This window comes from Alteromonas antoniana, from assembly GCF_019249295.1.
Taxonomy (GTDB): domain Bacteria; phylum Pseudomonadota; class Gammaproteobacteria; order Enterobacterales; family Alteromonadaceae; genus Alteromonas; species Alteromonas antoniana.
The window spans coordinates 156,477-173,228 of the sequence record NZ_JAESDH010000003.1; the positions used below are offsets into that span (position 1 = coordinate 156,477).

General features: G+C 44.9%; 19 protein-coding genes. 16 read left to right on the forward strand and 3 right to left on the reverse strand.

What is annotated here, in order from left to right; all coding sequences use genetic code 11:
- Positions 1-58: 58 nt before the first annotated feature.
- The 15 genes from JKP77_RS03405 (at position 59) to JKP77_RS03475 (ending at position 12,342) form a co-directional block, all read left to right on the forward strand.
- Complete coding sequence (locus JKP77_RS03405; RefSeq protein ID WP_218309819.1) at positions 59-778, forward strand: DotI/IcmL/TraM family protein; 720 nt, start codon at positions 59-61, stop codon at positions 776-778.
- Positions 778-1,725 (forward strand): DotH/IcmK family type IV secretion protein, encoded by a 948-nt coding sequence (locus JKP77_RS03410; protein ID WP_218309820.1) that lies wholly within the window; start codon positions 778-780, stop codon positions 1,723-1,725. Before JKP77_RS03405 ends, JKP77_RS03410 begins: the two co-directional genes overlap by 1 nt.
- Positions 1,718-3,076 carry a hypothetical protein gene (locus tag JKP77_RS03415; RefSeq protein WP_218309821.1) on the forward strand — a complete coding sequence of 453 codons (1,359 nt, stop codon included), beginning with the start codon at positions 1,718-1,720 and terminating at the stop codon, positions 3,074-3,076. The genes JKP77_RS03410 and JKP77_RS03415 overlap by 8 nt, the downstream gene beginning before the upstream one ends.
- Positions 3,077-3,087: 11 nt before the next feature.
- Positions 3,088-4,098, forward strand: coding sequence for a hypothetical protein (locus JKP77_RS03420; RefSeq protein WP_218309822.1), 1,011 nt, complete (start codon positions 3,088-3,090; stop codon positions 4,096-4,098).
- 2 nt (positions 4,099-4,100) lie between these two features.
- The gene (locus JKP77_RS03425) at positions 4,101-4,670 is read left to right on the forward strand and encodes a hypothetical protein (RefSeq protein ID WP_218309823.1); all 570 of its coding nucleotides are present in this window, start codon (positions 4,101-4,103) and stop codon (positions 4,668-4,670) included.
- A gap of 13 nt (positions 4,671-4,683) precedes the next feature.
- Complete coding sequence (locus tag JKP77_RS03430; RefSeq protein ID WP_218309824.1) at positions 4,684-5,070, forward strand: hypothetical protein; 387 nt, start codon at positions 4,684-4,686, stop codon at positions 5,068-5,070.
- 11 nt (positions 5,071-5,081) lie between these two features.
- The gene (locus JKP77_RS03435; protein WP_218309825.1) at positions 5,082-5,840 is read left to right on the forward strand and encodes a hypothetical protein; all 759 of its coding nucleotides are present in this window, start codon (positions 5,082-5,084) and stop codon (positions 5,838-5,840) included.
- Positions 5,827-7,086: a hypothetical protein gene (locus tag JKP77_RS03440; RefSeq protein ID WP_218309826.1), complete on the forward strand. Its 1,260-nt coding sequence runs from the start codon at positions 5,827-5,829 to the stop codon at positions 7,084-7,086. The genes JKP77_RS03435 and JKP77_RS03440 overlap by 14 nt, the downstream gene beginning before the upstream one ends.
- Positions 7,079-7,273 carry a hypothetical protein gene (locus tag JKP77_RS03445; protein WP_218309827.1) on the forward strand — a complete coding sequence of 65 codons (195 nt, stop codon included), beginning with the start codon at positions 7,079-7,081 and terminating at the stop codon, positions 7,271-7,273. The genes JKP77_RS03440 and JKP77_RS03445 overlap by 8 nt, the downstream gene beginning before the upstream one ends.
- Positions 7,273-10,308 carry a VOC family protein gene (locus tag JKP77_RS03450; RefSeq protein ID WP_218309828.1) on the forward strand — a complete coding sequence of 1,012 codons (3,036 nt, stop codon included), beginning with the start codon at positions 7,273-7,275 and terminating at the stop codon, positions 10,306-10,308. Before JKP77_RS03445 ends, JKP77_RS03450 begins: the two co-directional genes overlap by 1 nt.
- Positions 10,309-10,572: 264 nt before the next feature.
- Entirely contained in the window at positions 10,573-10,731 is a 159-nt protein-coding gene (locus JKP77_RS03455) for a hypothetical protein (protein WP_218309829.1), read from the forward strand.
- Between the two features lie 89 nt (positions 10,732-10,820).
- Positions 10,821-10,973, forward strand: coding sequence for a hypothetical protein (locus JKP77_RS03460; protein ID WP_218309830.1), 153 nt, complete (start codon positions 10,821-10,823; stop codon positions 10,971-10,973).
- Between the two features lie 12 nt (positions 10,974-10,985).
- Positions 10,986-11,600, forward strand: a complete 615-nt coding sequence (locus JKP77_RS03465) for a hypothetical protein (protein ID WP_218309831.1) — start codon at positions 10,986-10,988, stop codon at positions 11,598-11,600.
- A 125-nt stretch (positions 11,601-11,725) separates the two neighbouring features.
- Positions 11,726-12,025: a hypothetical protein gene (locus JKP77_RS03470; RefSeq protein WP_218309832.1), complete on the forward strand. Its 300-nt coding sequence runs from the start codon at positions 11,726-11,728 to the stop codon at positions 12,023-12,025.
- A gap of 14 nt (positions 12,026-12,039) precedes the next feature.
- Positions 12,040-12,342: a hypothetical protein gene (locus tag JKP77_RS03475; protein ID WP_218309833.1), complete on the forward strand. Its 303-nt coding sequence runs from the start codon at positions 12,040-12,042 to the stop codon at positions 12,340-12,342.
- 260 nt (positions 12,343-12,602) lie between these two features.
- Here the strand turns inward: JKP77_RS03475 and JKP77_RS03480 are convergent, their stop codons facing one another.
- The 3 genes from JKP77_RS03480 to JKP77_RS03490 form a co-directional block, all read right to left on the reverse strand.
- Positions 12,603-12,830, reverse strand: coding sequence for a hypothetical protein (locus JKP77_RS03480; protein ID WP_218309834.1), 228 nt, complete (start codon positions 12,828-12,830; stop codon positions 12,603-12,605).
- A gap of 434 nt (positions 12,831-13,264) precedes the next feature.
- The gene (locus tag JKP77_RS03485) at positions 13,265-13,675 is read right to left on the reverse strand and encodes a hypothetical protein (protein WP_218309835.1); all 411 of its coding nucleotides are present in this window, start codon (positions 13,673-13,675) and stop codon (positions 13,265-13,267) included.
- 69 nt (positions 13,676-13,744) lie between these two features.
- Positions 13,745-15,199 carry a hypothetical protein gene (locus JKP77_RS03490; protein ID WP_218309836.1) on the reverse strand — a complete coding sequence of 485 codons (1,455 nt, stop codon included), beginning with the start codon at positions 15,197-15,199 and terminating at the stop codon, positions 13,745-13,747.
- Between the two features lie 183 nt (positions 15,200-15,382).
- Between JKP77_RS03490 and JKP77_RS03495 the strand changes: the two genes are divergently transcribed.
- On the forward strand, positions 15,383-16,720 hold the full coding sequence (locus JKP77_RS03495) for a hypothetical protein (protein WP_218309837.1): 1,338 nt from the start codon (positions 15,383-15,385) through the stop codon (positions 16,718-16,720).
- Positions 16,721-16,752: the final 32 nt, after the last annotated feature.

Genomic DNA, 16,752 nt, shown 5'->3' on the forward strand with positions numbered 1-16,752 from the left:
GCGACTATGCACGAGAGTTATGTGTTGTGCATCATCTGTAATGTGAGATAGAACCCAAATGGCAGAAAAAGAAATCACTAGACAGTCCAGAGCGAAAAGAGCCCCGCGCAGTGAAAAGCCAGCTCCAAGCAAAAAGAAGCCTGGTTTAGCCGGCCAAGCTACCGAGTTGCTATTTTCCCAGTACATGCGAACACTTATCTATAAAAATTCGTTTAGCGCTACCGTGTCTGTGACAAAGCTGTCAATGGCCCTGAATATGCTACTGGTTGTTGCTTTGATAGTTCTGATCGCAAAGCCCGAGCAGCAACCAACGGTCCTTGGTTTGCAAGAAGATGGACGTTTCATTGAGCTAACGCCCTTGGACCAGAATGTACTTAGTGCGCGCCAATTAACTACATGGGCCGAAGATTGCGTTCTTGAGCTTAATTCATACACATTTTATACCGCTATCCAGCACCTAAATAAGGTCGTTCCTCGCTGCTTCACTGGTGAAGCTGGCAATTCTTTTATGCGGAATTTCCAAAAAAACGTCTTGCAAGATATCAGGACCTACGAACAGTCATTTGAGGCTAGCCTAGATGGAGCTGGAATTATTACTGCTGAAGGCGTGGTTGATGGAAGAAAGGCTTATCGTATTGAAATTCCGCTATTGATAACACGCTATGACCAGGACCGTGAAAGCCGGACATTTCGGTTTCTAATCAAACTGCAGATTATTCGTGTTTCACAGCAAGAATTTCACAAAGGCGTCAAAATATACAAATACGAGGAAGCGTAATGAGAGCCGCAATATTCCTTTTATTCACTATCATTGTTTCTCTCGATGCACAGGCCTCTGACAAGAGTGAGAGTCCTGCAGGTGAGGTGCCCTCTGACGTCGATATTTTGCTGGATCCCGATGTGTTGCCGGAAATGACTCCAGAGATGATCTTGTCTTTTTTGCTCGAAACAAATCCGCAAAAACCTGAATGGATATATGCAAAGAAGGTATTGCTTGAGCGAACTCGCAAAGCGAACGCAACTCCGGTAAAGGCATATAGTGAAAATAAAAGCGACGCGCTAATTCCTTTATCTTACGGCAAGCAAAGAGTCCCAAGTGGAATAATGCTCGAACCTTTTAAATTTACCACGGTGAATTTTATAGATGCCGCAGGCCAACCATGGGATGTTGCTACAGTTAAGCCGTCCAACAACAACTTCACTATTTTAGGCGATAGCGATATAAATAAGGACGATAAACAAAGTCGGAATCACTTTGTCATAAGAGCAGAAGAGGACTATCAACAGGGAAACCTATTAGTCTATTTGTCCGGCTACCCTCATCCTATATTAATTGAAGTTGCTTCCGGTGAACTAGCGGTAGATAGGGTCAAAACCTACAAAATAATGGCTTCTTCTCCCTCCGTGCAAGCCAGGCCAATTGCAAAAAACACAATACCTTCTCTAGGAACGGGAGAGCTAAGAAGCTTTCTTGTCGACCCACCAGGTGAGTCAATTGTTGTCCCGGTGCGAGGAGAAGGGGTCGACGTATATCGATATAACGGGGACTACTTTGTAGTTACTCGCTTCGAAATAAATGTGCCGTATGAAGAGGTAGAGTTTGGATCGGGAGGTTACCGGGTTTATAAGGTAGCCCCTGAGTCAATGCTCGATATTTTGACTTTCACGCACGAAGGCGAGTTAGTGTCCTTTGAATTAATGCTTGAGGACGTCATCAATGGCTAGTGTGGGTATTCTCAATTCATTGAAAAACGCCAAGCAAGGTTTTAAAAATCTTCCTGATGAGGCTAAGACAAGCTATTACACCGGTTTTGGTTCACTCGTTGTGATAATCGTTGTTCTGATCTTTATCTTATCACCGTCGAGTGACGGCGGGAGTGAACCCAGCGATAGTGGAGTCAGAAGTAAGGCAAGATCCAAAAGTGCGAATGTTTCTCAAGGGGAAAGAATCCCGCAGCAGCTGGCTAGTGAAATAGTAACCAGCCGACGTAATTCACGAGACAACGAAGACGTATCATTTGACCGATTCAGCGATAAAGAAGAAGCGCTGAATGAACGACGGGATGATTTCATAAAATCGGTAAAAACTGATATTACTCAGTTGAACGCTAAGCCAGAAGAGCCGAAGCCCGAGCCAAAGCCGCATGAGCCAACAGACACGCCAATTCAAACTGATTTAGCCCTGGAGGATGACAAACAGACTGAGCCTGAGGAATTGTTCTTAGGGGCAGTAGATAGCCAGAGTACCAATCCTGACACTACAAAAGGCACCGTACGCGGATTGTTACGAGACCCTGAACTTATGCAGTCCTGGATGTCTCTGATAAGCCAGCAAGATACCGAAGCTCTAGAAAGCAAATCTGTACAGATGGGCACCACGGTTACATTTGACCTTAGCAAGCCTAAAACGGACTCAGAGTCGGCAGATAACGACAAACTTCCAGCTCCCGACCAAGAGTCGGTTGATGAATCCAATTACAGCGGAGATGTCTTTCTACCTGGTAGAAAAATTCTCGCAAGAATTGATGGGTATGTTGAATCTGATACGCAAACACCATTTATTCGACTCCGCCCTGTCGAAGGCCCTGACTCTTGGGTTAACGATGCGATATTTCTCGCGAAGCCCGAACTAGTTGAAGGGCAGGGATTCGTTATAACGACGCAAACACTTACGTACGGCAGCAATAGCGGGTCATTTAGTGCAGTGGCAGTAACGCCGGATGACAGTAGTAATGCAATACTCATGGATGACTTTGAATCGCGAGAACTACAGAGGCTTGCATACATAGTTACAGGAGGAGCGCTGTCGGGTATCAACACTCTGGCCAAACGGGTCGGTACCACGGTTAGCACTGGTGATGAAAATATCGTCTCAAGTGTGGAATTGAATAAAGAAAACATCGCTATATCAGCTTTCGGTGGTGTGGGTGATCGTGGTGAAGACTACCTTTTTAACAAGGTCGCTAATACAAAAGATAACCACATCTTAAAGACTAACAAGCTAGTGGGGCTGATGATTCTGGAGAATCCAAAGCACTCCTGGCTCCCTCCTTTAAATAAGAAATATGTGTACTGACAGAGGCAATTATGAAATCAGGGCCTAGTGAAGAATTTACCGATTTTGACAACCTGACTGCTGACGAAGACTTTCACAGTAAAGAGTCTGATGATGGTGCCGTCGAAGATGAGGGCTTAGAGATAGAAACCGATGAAAATCTCTTTGACGGAGATGATGATGTAGATGAGGAGGTCAATCAGGGCGATGCTAGTGACGAGCGAATTCGTGAAACTGAGACTGAATACTCTGATGAGAATGACGGTGCCCAACAGCGTGAATCGTGGCTAAAAAAGAATAGAGGTCTACTCATATTCGTAGGTGTCGGGATCACTGTTCTGTCAATTGGCTTCGCAGCAATACTCCCATCTCCTAAACAAGAAAAGTCTTCTCAACCTTCATTTTCGGATCTTGAAGTGAAGGGGGCCAATAGCTCTGCAAGACAAAGTAATGCTGAACTAATCGCGGATAAGCGAACTGATTCAAGTAGCGCTGATACGGCAAGAGAGACTACAAAAACACCTTCTGCCACCACTATCGTTGAAGGAATGACTGAGGAGGAGGTGCTCGCTTTCCTAGAGCCGATGCGTGACAGGATAAACGAATTATCTGCCGTGCTGAGCGAGCAGAATGAATATCTTAACTCACTATCAGTATCACAAAGTGCTGAGAATCAGCAATTAACCAAAGAAAATCTCGAAGTTATTAAAGCAGCAATTGTCGCTGGTCTTGACGAATCAGAAGAATACCTTGAGGGGAAAATCGGACAACTGCAAGCGCAGGTGAAAAGTCTGGAGAGTGAGTTAGCTACTCTCAAGAAAACGAAGGCCGCAGAGCCTCGGAGGCCGCTCACTATGGTGACAGCAGTAGAAGGCAAGGCAAAGGTAGTTGTCGATGGTACAGACGACGAACAGGTCATCTGGAATGGTTCTGTGCTCCGTGGTTATGGCCGGGTGGAGAGAGTAGGGCCGTGGGGCTGCCTCTACCTTGAAAGCGGAGAGAAATACGAACCCACCAATGCTTCATGTAAAGAGATTAACTGAACGTGGAAACAGGTAGCCTAGCAGGTTTTGTCGTATTCCTTTCGCAGATTTCCTGGGTAGTACTGGCAGTTGCGGCGCTCGCATCACTGTATTACATAGCTGCGTTTGGTTTCGGACTTGCCTCTCTTGGAAAGACCGGAGGCGGCATGTATGAACGCCCTAAAACCCCAAAAGAGGTAATGACTAGCTTTCTAGGGGCAGTGTTGTTCGGAGGTTTTACTACCTTTCTTAGCGCCTCGTACGCCACGCTCTACGAAGAATCAGCTTTCCAGGAAGCGCCTGTTTTCTCTTACTCGCCGGAGGAGATATCTCAGTCAGAAGATGCTGAGCTAACGGCACTAATGCTTAAAGCTTCATTTCAACTCATTGCTTTGGTGTTCGCTTATGGCGCAATCCAAAAACTAATAGATGCTGGGCGGAACGACGGGTCAGAAAAAGGGGCTCTCACCTCAGCTATAACGAAAACACTTTCCGCAGTGGTGCTTTGGAATCCAGCCAAAACTGCTTCTGTGTTCAATTTTATACCGTTTTTTGATGTATTGTCAGCCATGTTGGCTGGCTCAACCACCTAAGAAGGAAACTACAATGAAGAAGTTCATTTCACCACTGGTCATTTTGACAGCCGTTGTCCCAGCCACTGCTCTGGCCCAAGAAGGCGGGGAGTCATCCGGAATTGTCAGCCTAACCGACATGTCGAATAACCTTGTAAATGCGATAGGCGTTTTTTCGTATTTAGTTCTCGCTGTTATGGCGATTGGAGCACTTGTGTGCATGTATCAGTTCGGTACTAAACTGAAAGAAGCCGGGCAAGAAAACCAAAGGGAACAGGTCACTCCCAAAGAGCTTGTTCTGTATTTTGCAGCCGCAGTTGCATTGTCTTATGGTTCATACTTGATCGGGTCAGGCATGGTGACAGTATTCGGTTCAGATATCTCTGACGACAATACATTTACGCCAGTTAGCGTTGAATAACGGTCAAGTCCGTGAACGTTTTACGTGGAGTGAGCTTTGACGTTGCCGCAGAACTGCGGCAGCGTCAATTCGCAGAGTTGGCGAAGCAGCAGTTTGCGGTTGATAAGTACACTTGTAAGCTTTGTGGGTTTAAAAGTCGGTATTTTATGCGTCTTTTGCCTTTCAATGATAATGCAGTGCTGACTGACTCACGGGTTTATGAAAATCGCACCAAAACGAAATTTAAAACCGTATGCTGCATGTGCTTTGAGGCAAATAGGCTCAGCTATTCAGTTACTTCCGGGCTTGGCAAGATAATTCATCTTCCAGAGCTGTCTCAGAGTGCGATAAATAACTTCGTGCACAGTTATCTCAATGTGATATCTGAAAGCATTGACGGTCATTCTCGTAACCTTAAGACTACTATCAACTCAATAAAAAACTGTGTCCGGGTTGAATACAGTCTTCTTTCCACGCGGGAAAAAGCAATCTGCGAAACTCTGGGGGTTACGTCGAGCCACCAGTTGACCAATTTTCTATCGTTAATGCCGGATTCGGCTTACAAGAAGTCACCTCAGTTCCTGCGTGATGCTCGATATCTCCCGGACTTAAGTGCTTACGAAAAGCGTGCCCAAAAGTGGAAGTCTGAGGCCTACAAACCAATTTCTTTGAATAAATGGGAAGAGGTAATGCGAGAAACGCAGCCAGAGATTTACGAGCAATGGCTTAAGGCTACCGCAGAGGAAGGGGATGGGTTGTCTTTCCCAAGGTTAACTGATGATGAGCAGTGATACTAAGTTTGGTGTTGTCATTTTTGATGACCCGGAACGCCCCGCAACAGGATGGGCTTCTTTGGCTGGAGAAAGGCCGAGAAGAATTAATCATCTTTCTTCACTTGAATCCGATGGAGTGTTTGTCAGCAACCTGGATTGGCAGCAGATCTTCAATATTAATGCTTCAAGAGAGCCGCGTCTTCGCTGTTCAAACTTCTTGAGGGAAGAGCTATCCATTATCTGTCAGGACCTGGATCTTCCTATTTTCGAAGACCCGGCATCCTGCTTAAATACTCTGAGTGAGTTCGTGGACAGATCCGTTCGCTTAGCAATGGAGACCTACGGTTTCGAAAGAGTAGGGAAAACACTCAAGGAGAGTATTTACGAGACTCTTTTCCCGAGAGGTGAAGCAGCTTCTTTTGGAACACCGAAAATAGATGAAGCATTTGGTGAGGCGTATTTGCCGCTGCAAAGATGCTACACCAACAACATGAGAGCATCTAGAAACGCTAAGCTGAGGTTTGCTCGAGCAACCTTTGCTCGACTTTTATCCAAATTTCCCATTCCTATTGGCCCGTGGACCGTTTACAAGGGGCAGCTGCCGGATAGAGGTAAAGGGCCGCGCTCAGGTGAAGATTCAGCTGTTTACAAGTTTTTGAAAGAGTTTGGCGGAGATAAGCCAGCTCTTTGTAAGGTATCAGTGAGAAATGTAGACAAAGCGTGTGCAGAGTTGTTAGGCCATACCAATGGCACAGATCGCAGAGACTGGGTACCAATCCAAGAGGCTGCATTTCTCAGCACAATCAGTGAAGTTACTGTTAAAAGCATGATTGTGGGAAGCCGGTATCAATCTTATGAAGATGTTCACTATGGCTGGAAAGAGCAAAGTGCAGTCGGTGACGTTAGTTACTCCTTGGGGCTGGTTGCTGAAGCTCATATTTCAGCACTAAGTAGCGGCACTAAAAAGCCTGGAGGCGGTACAGCATATTCTCCCCGTGCCGTGTTTTTAAAAGCATGGGACCGTATCCTACTTTTCAAAACTGCTTTCGCTCTCCATCAGCGCGATATTTGTGTCACGAGCTTTGCGATGGGGGCGGTCAACGTGGCAATTGAAGACCATCAGCTGAAATTTGTTGCAGAAGAATGTCTTCGTCAGGGGCTAACGCCGCCGATGTGGTTACTAAATGCAAACATGCTTGATGAAGAGCTCGGCGAAGGGGCGAGCGACGGCGAACAAGATGTGAGGTTATCAACAATTGTCTAACGATACATTTATTGGCTTTGCCAGTGCAAAACAACCACTACCGAAAATGAGAAAGTCCTCTTCTATGGAAGGGGCTTTGAGAGCTTCAGGTGGGCTTGAGATTATTGAAAAGATTGATCGGGTAATGGAGTCGCATCCAGACGAGCATATGCACAAGCTTCAACAGTTGATGAAAGAGGTTAGGTAATGGGGTTTCATAAAGCTTTCATGCAATTTGCTGCGTCCGTTAGTAGAAAGGCAATATCCAACTATATAGATCTGGAAATGCCCATTGATAAATACACGTTTGTAACTGCACATGGTGCGTTAGTCACTATCTTCAAGGTTGATGGCATGCTCAATATGCCTATAGAAGACTCCGCAGGAGGGGGCTTCCTTGAAATACAGCGACTCCTAAAGTTACTCTTAAAGGATCCCGCTCATAAAGTATCGTGGTCCTATTCAAGAGACAAAGGCAAAGTAGATGCTGAAATCGAATCCCTCATGCATCGAGATAGGCAGACAGCAAAGAAGCTAGGGTTGTCCTGCGAAGATGTGTTCGATGAGATCCTCAAAGTAAACAGACAGGACGGTTCATTCCACGAATCTTATTTTGCTCTATACACAAATCACAAATCAGAGTCGAAAGCCGTGTTGGATGAGGATTTTGACCTGAGATCTGACTTATACGAAGACTTGGGGGTAAACCTCGGGGGCGCGTCCAATCCCTTCACGCTTTTGCCATGCATTATTAACAAGCATCTCAATAAAATCGATGAGGTAGAGGGACGCTTTTCTCAAGCTAAAATCAAAATAACAAAAATGGAATGTCGCGCTTCTGCCAAGGCCATAGCACAGATGATTGATCCTGTGGCTAATGGTAAGCATTTCAGCATCAACATGCCTTACGATAGTTGTAATTATAAAAGCGCTAACTGGCACAAAACGTATCTGGCAACAAAGCCATATGCCGGCGCAATAGGCGACACCCTCAATAATTACACGCCAGAAGCATTGTCGAAGCAGTTGGGCTCACAACCGACGCATGAAGTTGAGGATGGAATTCTCAGAGTTGGGACAACTTATTTGTCACCGATTACGGTTTGCAGTTTCCCCAGGCAGGACGTAGTTTTCTCTAGCCTCTTGACTGAAATCGACCCTGACATCCCATTTCGGGTCAACTTCATTTTAGGGCATTCACGTAACGCCTGGTATGACGCAAAGCGAGTACTGGCGGCCATTACACGCTGGGGCCATCCAGATAATAAAGCGTTTGGTGATGCTGTAAAAGAGCGCTCCACCAGGGAAGGAAATAGCGAGCTGTACTGCAGTCTGCAGATTGTTTTTCTAACCTGGGGGAAAAGCCTCAAAGAGGTTATCCGTAACAGAGAAAAGCTGTTGTCTTCAGTCCAGAAATGGGAAGGGTGCTTTGCGAAAGCAGATCTTGGCGACCCCTATGAAACGTTTGCAGCCACGATACCGGGGTTGAAATTCGATAGCCCCTCTACAGTTGGTTTTCCTCCTATTAGTTCGGCGGCGATGATGCTTCCGGTAACCTCTGAAGGCAGAAATTGGCAGTCTGGCTCCCTTTTATTCAGAACGCATTCTAGCCAGGTCGTTTGCCCATTCGAACCCATTGCCGACAATCAGGATTATCACCTCGATGTGCTATTGGCTCGTCCACGGCAAGGGAAGGGAGTCTTGTCAAACGCAATCAACTTTGCTCTTTTGGTAAAAAAAGGTAACACACAGCTACCTTATGAAACCTTCGTAGATGTCGGCCCCACGTCGACGGGTTATGGAAAATTTATCCAGGACTCTTTGCCACCTCATATGCGCCACTTGGTGGAAATGACGAAGCTAAAAATGGGCGGTGATTATATTAACCCGGCCGACATTCAGTTTGGGCTCAACGTACCACTGCCAGAAGAGAAGGGGTTCCTGGCTAACTTTCTCCTGATGATTTGTACTGACCCATCAAGTAAATCTGTACCGAGTAATTTAAGCGGGATGGTTATGGCTGTGATTGATGAGACCTATCGGTCAAAGTTCGATTACCGCACTGCCAACTCCTATGTACCGAGAGTGGATCCTATCATTGATGAAGCTGTTGAGCGTTTAATCGCATCGGGAGCTGACATTGAGATAGATGAATACACTAAATACTTTGAGCTGAGGGATAGGCTTTTTGATATCGGCGAGCTTCAGGCGTCAAAACGTTGCCATACACTGGCAATGCCTCTGCTCGGAGATTTCAGAGAAACATCGGCGAATAGCGACGTTATCAACCGTGATTACGGTGAAATACCCGCTGTTGGGTCGATGCTGTTGCCGGACTACTTTGCCCTCAAAATTAAAGAGGCCATTAATCGTTACAGTATGTTCCATAGGCCGTCTTCAAGAGATTTTGACTCTGCCAGAATTAAGATTGTCGACGTAAAGCCTATGGTTGATACCTCGAATGATGAAGGGATAGTACAAACTGGTATTTTTATGCTGTTGGCACGGTTTATCGGTTGCAAAGACTTCGTTTTAAACGAAGATCATATCCCACGTTTCGATAAGCGCTACAGGGCATATCAGGAGAAACGAATACTGAGCATTCGGGCTACTCCTAAGCGCGTCACCTTCGATGAACTTCACACTACTAATGGTTGTAAACCTTTCCGGGACCAGCTTAACTTTGATGTTAAAGAAGGGCCAAAATGGAATACCAGTATTTGTGTGATTTCACACGAGCCCAGAGATTTTGGACCTCTTCTACAGCAGGCTACTAATTTATTCGTTTTGGGTGATTTACCCTCAAAGTACGTTAAAGAGCTTGATGACATTATTGGACTGAGCAGCGAGTCGAAATTTGTTTTTCGTCAGCGGCTAATCTACGGGCCAAGGAAAGGCGGGAGTAGCTTTTTACACAGAGCAGTTCTGAAAGACGGTACCGTCGAACAGGTCTTTAGATTTCCCAAAGGCCCGAAAGAGCTCTGGTCCTATACTACTGAGAAACGGGATATGCCTCTCAGAGACAGACTCACCTCAAAGCTTGGCGACGTGGATGCCAGAAACCTGCTGTCCACGATCTTTCCAGATGGAACGGCAGCAAAGTGGTTCCTTGCCCAAGAGAAGAAGGACGAATCGTTCAAAAATCTAAATGAAGATGAAGCGGACGAGACTTTGCTGGACATACTGGAACGACAGCTTTTGGACAGAATGACCTCAGACCTTCTCAAGGTCAAAAAGAACTAGGCTTTGAGGGCTTCGCAAGAAGGAATAAATATGCATTTTAGGCTGATATTGGTCCCGATAAATTTTATATATTATTCATTTATGCGGCGATTATGCGGATTTTATTCAAATCCTCTCTGCTCTGGTGTCTTCCGTCTATATTAAATGGTCAAAAAAATTATTAGTACCAATTGGATATAGGAATTCACCTCTAATCTTGCAAAAAGTATATACCATGTGTAAACATTGGTATTCGATGTAATAGCAGAAAAAAGGCAGTAAATTATGAAAGAAAACACTCCTATGAGCGAAGAAGAAATACAAGAGACGCTGGACAAAACGGCCAAGCAACCCTGTGTGTTTGAGATGATGCGTAACAAACCATCTGGAGACGTTGAAGTTGATGATATTGACGACGATTCTTATCCTGGTCCATCAATGTAGCAATAATGAGCGGCACTGAGGCCTCTCTGCGAGGTTTTGGCGCTAAAAAGCATGCATACAGGGTTCTAACTCATGCAGGAAATGAAGGCATGATATCAGCCTATACAGATGATTATGCCTTCTACAGAGCTGAATTTGCGAGCTTAGGGGTTGTATCGGATTCTGTTATTACAGATGACGATAGCAACCTGGCTAACTTTATTAACGAGCATATTGACGACTGCGAGAAACGAGCAAGCTAGATTGGAATAATTATGTTTTCTGAAGAGTGTCTTAGTTTTGATGATGCGTATTTCAAATTACTCTTGAAATTAGCTTGTATATCTTCGTCCACAAAAATCCACAATGAACTGTACGGTCGCCCTGAAAGAGCACCTATCTTTGATGAAGAGAGTAATCCATATTGGGTGCAGTGGGACTTTGGAAGGACACTTGTGCGTAAGCTAGCAGATTATTGCCGCCCACTAAGCATCTTGCCAACTCAAAGTTACCTCTGGCCTCTTCTCGATAGACACTATCAGAATATGTTCATGGAAGAGTATGAGTTGGGGAGAGTGGTTAAAGTTGAAACGGCTGACTTTGAATCGTTGTGTTCCTCAATAGCAGTAGCCAATAACGTCATATTAGGTGGTTATAAGCTGGCCCCTGGTGAAGTCGATGAGGCAACCGGCCATTATGGAGAAGAGGTCTTTTGGCGCATTTGGTTGTTAGAGGGCGAAGGCGAGGAACCAACTAAGTTTCACACCGATTGTTACACATTAGCGCAAGATGTTTTCAAGATAGTGAATGGACGTAGCACAGATGATAGCGATTACGGCGAGAACTCTAAAAAGTTAGAGGGCTACTGTCATTCAATCTACGATAATTAGTTAGAGGGGAAGTACGCAATTAGCAAAACGGATGAAGAACTGGCTTTTCAACTTCCGCTAATCAAAAAGGGGAGAGTGGTAGGCACTTTTCGCAAACAATATTTCGCAAAAAATAAGGAAACATTATGAAAACTAAAAATCTATTACTCACATTGGCTGTTTTTTCTGGCGTTGCCCATGCAGAGCCTAAGCTACTGTCCTCGAATATTGAAAAAACAGAATATGTTTCTGAGATCGTCACTACGGTAAAGACCTCTGTTGCTAAATCTGGGACGGAACTTTATCAGCGAGAAGACGGTAGCTGTTACCGAGTTACCTATGTTATTGACAAAATTAGTAAGAGAGAATCCGCTTTGGGTGAGATTGAACTTCCACAAACATCTGCCACTGAGAAAGATTTAAATTGTAGCGAAGTAAGTAATTAACCTGGTGGGAAGCGATGACTGTAATGGCAATTAGTGAAGTAAGGATCTTTAGCAGAGTAATTCAGCCCACTATACATCACAAGGGCTGGGTGGAAATTGTTTTTGATGATGTTCACGAAACTTACACAGAATTGCAGCTCAGGGAAATTATTGATCTTACACAAGATGATATGCTACCGCCGTGGTTAGAAGGTTTTTCCGCTAATGGCGGGGTTTTTGATTACGATGAAAAATATTTTGGTATTGATTTTATGTTTGCTGTTCCTGATGCGATAAAATCAGCCATATCGACCATCGATTTTGAAGAAAAACCGTGACTGAAAAGTGCTCTACATTGGTAAAACAACAAGAGAAATAGGCTCGCGATTATCAAACCTAGCGCTAATTTGTTTTTCGTCAGCGGCTAATCTACAAGCCAAGCAACCCTGTGTGTTTGAAATGATGCGTAGCAAACCATGTGAAGACGTTCAATCTGATATATTGACGACTCTTATCCTGGTCCATCAATGTAGCAATAATGAGTGGCGCCGAGGCTTCTCTGCTAGGTTTCGGCGCTCAAAAGCATGCATATGAGGTCTCAATGACGTTTTAGAGCGCCACCAGGTCTCTGGTTCTCGCGCTCACCTAACTGCTCCATAGCCGCTTCGTAGACGTCTGTATCGTCCACCTTTAATGCTCCAAGAATGGAAAGCGCCAATAGCATCATGTTGGAGTTCACATCGCTGTTATATTCGGCAGACGACTGACTGAAGTTGAACATTGTTTCCGCTACGTGATCACGTAATTTAATATCTGAATTTGACATGTTTTCTCTTTCGCTAAGGTGTGAAAAGGCTTCCTAAGAACTGTGGGTTTATTGAGTAGCCTGATTGGAAATTGAGTTAGCTATAAAAATTCGCTACATAGAAAGTGATAATTTTAGGGAAACTTTATCATTTTACGCTACAAAGATAACCTACGACGTTTCATTCTTCAGTACTACTCTATAACCGCATTAGACTTGGATTTCATTTGCGTTGCCCGTCGTTTTCCTTTAGACCCAGTATTTGCGTGTCTTTGGGTATCTGATTATGTTAACAATAGTTGGAGGCATCATTGCTGTCATCGGCTTTCATATGAAAAAGCGAGAGCAAAAAAGCGATTGGCCTTCACCTTCAGACTAAATTGAGACAAATATGAAACACATCAATCACTTCTGAGAGTCGAACTTGGCGCACGAGATTCAGTATGGCTTCAATGCTAAGCCGGCTCTTTTTTCACGGAAGTAACAGGTTGCTTCAACTTCCGGACTTCAATTACTTTGGTGATCAGTTTTTGTGATGGTGTTGTCCGAAGCTTCACTTTCGGCTTTTTTGCTTTGTAAGTGCGGTTCACGCCTGCACTGGTAATAATGTCATGGGAGGGTCGGAAATGTTCAGCATCTAAATTGACTGCTAACAAATCTTTCAATTGTGCTTTCCCGGCAATGAGCAAATTATGCTGAAATGACTGATATAGACAGTTCAGCATAATCAACGCCTGCTCTCTTGATACCCTAGCCTCTAACATCATGTGATCAATCATCTTTTGATCAGTAACTAATCCGTTGTCATCAGTGCTAGCCACACTCTGCGGCATGAAGCTCGGTGCATAGGGGACGGTGTTGCTCATTCAAAGTTACCTCTGCGTTATGAAATGAGTATATGCTTTGTGCATACCAGTGTGAAATTTAACATATCCTTAGAGAATAGATAAAGTCGACTCGTATGAATCATCATACTCTTCAGTTTCCTGTGCGTTTGTAGCCGTTGGAGAGGCGGATTTTGAAGAAATTTCAGCTGAATTAGTGTCAGCTTTCTGGGTAGCAGGGATTTTGCGTTTTAAACCGTTAGGCGATTTTTCCAGTTTAGACTCGGCGTAAGAGACCGACTTGTCCCGGGCTTCTGACAACTCATCCTGACGGTTCTCCCTGTTGATAAAAGCCACAGCAGTATCGACAAACTTCGTTGTGAGATCACTCGCTACGTCTTTGAGGTCATGAATCGTTTCAGCAACCACGCCTTTCTTAGCTCTCGACAACGGAAATGTGAAATTAAATTTCGGCTTTGTGGCTTCCATTATTTCGTTGGCAGAAACTGAATCAAGCTCTAAGAACTGGCCATGAAGATTTTTTTGCCACTCTGGAGATTCGATGTCGAACTCCAGTTTGTTCCTCCTGGCAATCCCGATCATTTTCTGATTATCGTATTGGCATTTAGATTTGATTGTCAGGGTGCCAAGTGCGCCGGCGATTTTACCTTTTGGCTCAACAATTTTTTCTTTAAGCATGCGCTCAGACATTTCGTGCTCAAGCGATTCAATTTGGTTGCCTAATTCGCGTTGTAGCACTTTCAAAGAATGAAGCTGGTCGAGGCCTTGCTTTATACTTGGGTCGAACTCATCAACAGACATCGACGGTGTCTTGCTCGGAACGAAGTCAGGCAGCTTGCCTTTTAATACAAAGTTATTCCAAAAGTAGTCACCGGCTTTGAGGATGTCAGCGCTCAGTTCCGCGTCATGTGGTACCGCGCCTAAATGAAATCGAAACTCATCTGAATCAAAGCTGGCCAAGATGGCGTTATTGAAGTCTACAGGGACCGGTAGAGATTTTGCTACAAGCCGATATTGTTCGAACTGGCAAGCATATGTGAATGGGATAACGCGTGAGTTTATAGCGGCGCTTCCAGCTCGCGGCCATTTAATATCGGTAAGCAACCTGGTATTGCCACAGATTAGCGATAGATCGATATTTCCTACCAACCAAGGATGTTCGCTATTGACGACTGTACCTTTCATAGCGTTCATCGTGTCGTGATCTACAGTTACTGTTTCCTCAGTCTCTTGATTCAGTTGTTCAAGCAATCTTTCAATCAGCCAAGGCTCACCAATAATGCCGCGCTTTATGTCGTCAGAGTTGTCATCCTCATCACGGGTCGGCGGCGTGATACAAAGTTTTTCCTGTATTATTTCTCTGGCTGATTTGAATGTGTGATACGAAGTATCCAGAGATGATGCTTTTCGGTTGCGCATGTCAGCCACCAGCACCCCGATTTCGCTTCCTCCAAAACCCCGTAAACGATTGGCATGCCAGACAACGCGCTCCGGCTCGTTGGCCATGATGTTTTCCAGCCACTTCTGGATATCTTGCTCTTTCATAAATTTTCGTTGAGGAAGTGCATCAATGATTCGGTGAGCTTGACTGAGATTTACGGACATTGCTTTGCCTATTAGTTAGCGTTTGTGCATAAAATTGTAGGTCAATGCTTGCATATTTTCTAGCCCTTTGCGATTATATGTAGCACAAAATATATTATTTTTGCATAACTCTGGAGAGTGACCATGAGCTTCGACCCAAAGCAGGCGTTAAAAGATGCACACAAACAACAAGCCCAAAAAACATTCAGTGGGGGGGGGCCGCAACGCATTGTTATGCAAGCTGCAGGCACGATCAACCTGGATGGCCATGACTACTTTGTAGGCCAACGAATTACTCAAAACAAACTGCACGGCGACCCAGTGATGGTGCGTCTCAGTGAAAAAGGTCTGAAAGCGAAAGAGGCTTCACCCTCTGAAGTGATGGATGAGCGTCATGAGCATCGGATCCACCCGGGCGGTATTGTTGAGCTTGAAAAGTGTGATTTCCTTACGCGAGAAACCGTGAATGACAAAGAATACAAATGCTATGAAGCGCAATACTTCAATACGCTGCAGCATGAGAGCGGGAAAACCATCTCTCAGTTCATTAAAAACTTCGACAAAGCTGGACCCGGTTCAGGTATGCGTATCGCGCAACAGGGTATGGGACGATTGGTTGTGCGAAGTGGAAGAGAGCGGAATTACGCTTATGTAGATTTGTACCGCACTGAAAACGCTGAATTAGTAAGTGTAGGTTCACTTGATGAACTGAAAGATGCACTCGTGCAGTCTTTGAAAGCCGACACGGATAAACCGATTCATTCCCAAATGATTCGTCGAGTTCGCTTTATATATGAAGGCGAAGCGTATGACGTCGCGTCCCACATGACGACGTACTTCGATAAAGAGAAGGGTGAATATGTCCTGGACGATGATCGCATGAAAAAGGGATTTGACCTGCTTTCACGCGATAGCCTCGTACAGGCAATTGATGCCAATTTCTTCAAAAACGGTGCAAAAATCGAGGCAGAAATCATTCCGGGGTCCCGTTTTAACATGGGTCCTAAGTCACTCCAAGGTATGCGTCTTTTTGATAAAAATGGAGACAAGATACCTGCGCGTGAGGAAGGCAAAAAAGCGCCCATGGATGCGGTAAATAGTTGGTATACGCAGGTAATCGAAAAAGCAGATCCCGAGACAGACAAGCCCGCCGTCACCGTCCATAAAGTACGTCCTATTATGGTCTCGACCAAAGTAGGGAAAGATAACGACGGGAACGAGTACATCCTCGGCGTATCGGTTGCTGACAATGGAGCAACAAACGAAGGAAAGACTTTCCAGAACTTGGCAACAAAGAACTTTGAGCCGAAGCCGGCTGAAAGTAAAGGAAATACGGAAGAGCAATCCCAATCAAGAAAGGCGGAAAACGCTGAGGCTCCGGAAACCGATATGGATGAAGACTTCTCAGAATCTGAAATCGATGAGCTCGACGCCCTTATGAGTGATATGGAGCTCGATGTACCTGAGGGAATGAAACGCTAATAACTCGGCCGCGATAGCGGCCTTTTTCCTTT